This window comes from Wolbachia endosymbiont of Mansonella perstans, from assembly GCF_020278605.1.
Taxonomy (GTDB): Bacteria; Pseudomonadota; Alphaproteobacteria; order Rickettsiales; family Anaplasmataceae; genus Wolbachia.
In genome coordinates this window covers 1-4,135 of sequence record NZ_JACZHU010000086.1, presented here as the reverse complement: position 1 = coordinate 4,135, position 4,135 = coordinate 1, and the positions used below count along the sequence as shown (strand labels likewise).

The window sequence follows — 4,135 nt, the reverse complement described above, 5'->3', positions numbered from 1 at the left end:
AGTTTTTTTGTTGTTTTACCTGTATGGACTGAAGATAAATAATAGCTTCAGTGCTATGACAAGGGTAATAGCGAAAGCTGTCAATTAGTTTACTGTGCAAGAGCTCTACTAAAGCGAAAGCATTAGGTCTCTTGACTCTGGAAATCTCATGTTTAGCTGCGAAAATAGGCACTTATTTAAAAAATATCCTGTGACTTTTAGCCCTAATTGAAATTCTCGGTATGAGTAGCTGTTTTGTAGGTTATTATTATACACTTCATGCAGTATTTGCGGAAAAGGCAGCAGTTTATCTGCATAACAATCTCCTGCTTGTTTTGACACTGCTCTGCCAGTTTTTGGAGAAATAAATTGTAAATCTTCCTGAGCACCTGTCACAGCGCATTTGGATAAATCTAGCTTAAATCCGAGCTGTGTAAGAAGCAAAAGCTCTAAGTTGAGGTAATGGCCTTGCCAGGACTCATTGTTGTGCTTGATTACATCGATGAAGTATTGAAAATTATCGTACAGTATAGCATAAGGCTCACTTTCTGGAAGCACTTTCTCCAAAATAGAAGAAAAAGAAACAATAGTAACGCTTTTTAATCCGTCCTGAAAGAAATGGTGGGATGGAGATTCGATCAGTTCGCACTTAAAAAATCCTAGATTTTCAGGTAGTTTAGCACTCCATTCTGCATGTAACAGATTACCTATTTGAAACTTATAGTTACTATCGTTTGTTAGCCTGGTTAATCCCCTGCACTTTCCGTGATTTTTTGTAAATAGAGAAAGAACTAAGTTTTCATCACCATACTTTTTAATGGCTATAACGATGCCTTCATCTTTCCATCTCATTTGGAGTGTATTGACCGTATAATATTATATATTATATAGTAGTAAAATCAGTACAGCAAGTTCTAAGCTCAAGAATTAGAGGTGCCTTAAATTATGAAACTAAGACCTTTTCATGCTGCCATCGAGCAAATGCCATTATTGGGCAGCGATCTTAGAGGTTGAGCTAAAATTATTAGAATAGTAACGTTTATTTTTATATTGACTATTGAGGTTTATTATTTTATAACTAGGGCTTAAGTTATTTTATGAGCTTGGGTTTTTAATATATGCCTACGATAAATCAGTTAGTACGCAAGGGTAGATTGAAATTATCATGTAAGAAAAAGGTACCAGCCTTGGAAAAAAACAACCCTCAGAGGAAAGGTGTCTGCACTAAGGTGTATACTACAACTCCTAGGAAACCTAACTCAGCATTACGTAAGGTAGCCAGAGTAAGGATTAGTCGATATGGTGAAGTGACAGCTTATATACCTGGTGAGGGCCATAATTTACAAGAGCACTCCGTTGTTTTAATACGTGGTGGGAGAGTTAAAGATTTACCAGGTGTGCGTTATCACATAATAAGAGGTGCTCTTGATTTGCGTGGTGTACAAAATCGGAAGAAAGCTCGTTCAAAATATGGTGTAAAGAAGTCTGGTTAAAATTTATGGCTCGTCGTAATAGAGCAAGAAAGAGAGAGATAGTTCCTGATTCGCGTTACAGTAGTGTTTTGTTGATGCGCTTCATTAATGTAATTATGAAATGTGGTAAAAAATCTATTGCAGAAAAAATTGTATATGGTGCTTTATCTTTAGCTGAAAAGAAAATAAATGAAAGCGGGATATTAATTTTTGAAACAGCGGTAGAAAATGTTACACCTTCTGTAGAAGTACGTTCTCGTCGTATTGGCGGCGCAACTTATCAAGTACCTTGCGAAGTTAGGAAAGACAGAGCAATTTCTTTAGCATTAAGGTGGATTGCTAAAGCTGCTTTTGTTGCTAGAAAGAAGAGTGGTAAAACTTCTGCTGATTGTCTGCAATCTGAAATAACAGATGCTTATAATAAGCGCGGTGGTGCATTTAAAATGTATGAGGAAAAATATAAAATGGTTGAAGCTAATAAGGCCTTTTCTCATCTTCGTTTTTGATGTTGGCTAATCAATGGTAATATGGAAATTAATATATCTAAATACAGGAATATAGGTATAATGGCTCATATAGATGCTGGCAAGACTACCACAACGGAGCGTATTTTATTTTATACTGGTAAACAAAATAGAATTGGTGAAGTGCATGATGGTGAAGCTTCTATGGATTGGATGGAGCAGGAGAAAGAGCGTGGTATTACAATCACATCTGCTGCAACAACTTGTTTTTGGAATAATCATAGAATCAATATAATAGATACTCCCGGACACGTTGACTTTACTGTCGAAGTTGAAAGATCTTTGCGAGTTTTAGATGGCGCAGTTGCTATATTTGATGGGGTTGCAGGAGTTGAACCTCAATCTGAGACTGTTTGGCGTCAAGCTGATAAGTATAATGTCCCTCGTATCTGTTTTGTCAACAAAATGGATAGAATAGGAGCCAATTTCTATCGATGTGTTGATATGATTAAGAGTAAGCTTGGAGCAGTGCCTCTAGTTATTCAGCTACCGATAGGGAGTGAGAAAGATTTTAAGGGCATAGTAGATCTTATCTCTATGAAGGCTATTATATGGGAAGAAGAGACATTAGGTGCTAAATTTTTCTATGAAGGTATTCCTTCTGATTTGCTTGATAAAGCTCAAAAGTATCGAAATCTTTTATTAGATACCGCTGCTGAGATGGAGGATGAAGCAATGAACACTTATTTTGAATCTAATGACCTGCCAGTAGATTTGCTGAAAAAATGTGTGAGGAGCGGAGCTATTAAAGGAGCTTTTGTTCCTGTATTATGCGGATCAGCTTTTAAAAATAAAGGAGTACAGCCGCTTTTAGACGATATAGTTGATTTTCTACCTTCCCCTATTGATGTTAATGAAATTGTTGGAACTAATCCTAAGGATTCAGAAAAGAAAATTGCGATTAAACCTTCAGAGCAAGAAAAATTTGTTGCTCTTGCATTTAAAGTGATGACGGATAAATTTGTGGGTAGCTTAACGTTTATTCGTATTTATTCCGGTAAGTTGAAGTCTAAATCTACTGTGTTAAATGCAGTAAAAAATGAGACTGAAGGAATTGGTAGAATGTTGCTTATGCATGCGAACAACAGGGAAGATATAAACGAAGCTAAAGTTGGAGATATAGTTGCTTTAGTTGGATTGAAAAAAACAATTACTGGTGATACTTTATGTTCGCATGATTTTCCTATATTATTAGAGCGTATGGAATTTCCTGAGCCTGTTATTGAAATTGCTGTGGAGCCTAAGACTACTTCAGATCAGGAAAAATTAGGTATTGCTTTAAATAGATTAGTTGCAGAGGACCCTTCTTTAAAATTTTTGGTAAATACAGAAAGTGGTCAGACTATATTAAAAGGCATGGGTGAATTGCATCTTGAAATTATTACAGATAGAGTAAAGCGTGAGTTTAACGTTGATGTTAATATTGGCACGCCTCAGGTTGCATATCGTGAAACTATTACTAAATCTGTTGAAATTGATTACACTCACAAAAAACAATCAGGTGGTGCTGGTCAATTTGCCAGAGTAAAGATCTTATTTGAACCTCTTGAGCCTGGTTCTGGGTTTCAATTTGAAAGTAAAATCGTGGGTGGTGCAATTCCAAAAGAATACATTCCTGGTGTGCAAAATGGTTTAGAGTTGATAAAAGAGGGAGGAATGATCTCTGGCTTCCCAGTTATCGATTTTAAGGCTACTCTTATTGATGGTGCCTTTCATGAAGTTGACTCAAGTCCTTTAGCTTTCGAGCTAGCTGCCAAAGGTGCTTTTGAGGAAATGGCAAATAAAGCTGGTCCAAGGATGTTAGAACCTATAATGAAGGTTGAAATTATTACACCTGAAGAGTACATGGGTGATATCATGGGTGATGTAAACAGTAGAAGAGGACAAGTTTCAGGTATGGAAACGCATAATAATGGTGCTATAATTCTTGCTTTAGTTCCTCTTGCAAGTATGTTTGGTTATATAAATGTTTTGCGTTCTATATCTCAAGGAAGGGCTCAATATAGCATGCATTTTTCTTGTTATGAACAAGTGCCACAGTATGTGGTTGATGAGTTAAGGTATAATTAAGGGTAACAATTATGACAACAGCAGTAGAAGCTACAACACAAGTAGTAGAAGCATTTGGCAAGCCGCATATGAATGTGGGGACAATAGGAC

Annotated in this window: 4 protein-coding genes; 3 read left to right on the top strand and 1 reads right to left on the bottom strand. The window is 36.4% G+C overall.

The features are described from left to right. Positions 1 to 108: 108 nt before the first annotated feature. Positions 109 to 831: a DNA repair protein RecO gene (recO, locus tag IHO13_RS04650; RefSeq protein ID WP_225538495.1), complete on the bottom strand. Its 723-nt coding sequence runs from the start codon at positions 829 to 831 to the stop codon at positions 109 to 111. A 266-nt stretch (positions 832 to 1,097) separates the two neighbouring features. Between recO and rpsL the strand changes: the two genes are divergently transcribed. Genes rpsL through fusA form a run of 3 tightly spaced genes read left to right on the top strand, consistent with a single transcriptional unit; the run spans position 1,098 to position 4,045 of the window. Further along, complete coding sequence (gene rpsL, locus IHO13_RS04645) at positions 1,098 to 1,472, top strand: 30S ribosomal protein S12 (protein WP_225538494.1); 375 nt, start codon at positions 1,098 to 1,100, stop codon at positions 1,470 to 1,472. A 5-nt stretch (positions 1,473 to 1,477) separates the two neighbouring features. Beyond that, positions 1,478 to 1,957: a 30S ribosomal protein S7 gene (gene rpsG, locus IHO13_RS04640; protein ID WP_225538493.1), complete on the top strand. Its 480-nt coding sequence runs from the start codon at positions 1,478 to 1,480 to the stop codon at positions 1,955 to 1,957. A gap of 21 nt (positions 1,958 to 1,978) precedes the next feature. Beyond that, positions 1,979 to 4,045 (top strand): elongation factor G, encoded by a 2,067-nt coding sequence (gene fusA, locus IHO13_RS04635; protein ID WP_225538492.1) that lies wholly within the window; start codon positions 1,979 to 1,981, stop codon positions 4,043 to 4,045. The last annotated feature ends 90 nt before the right edge of the window (positions 4,046 to 4,135 follow it).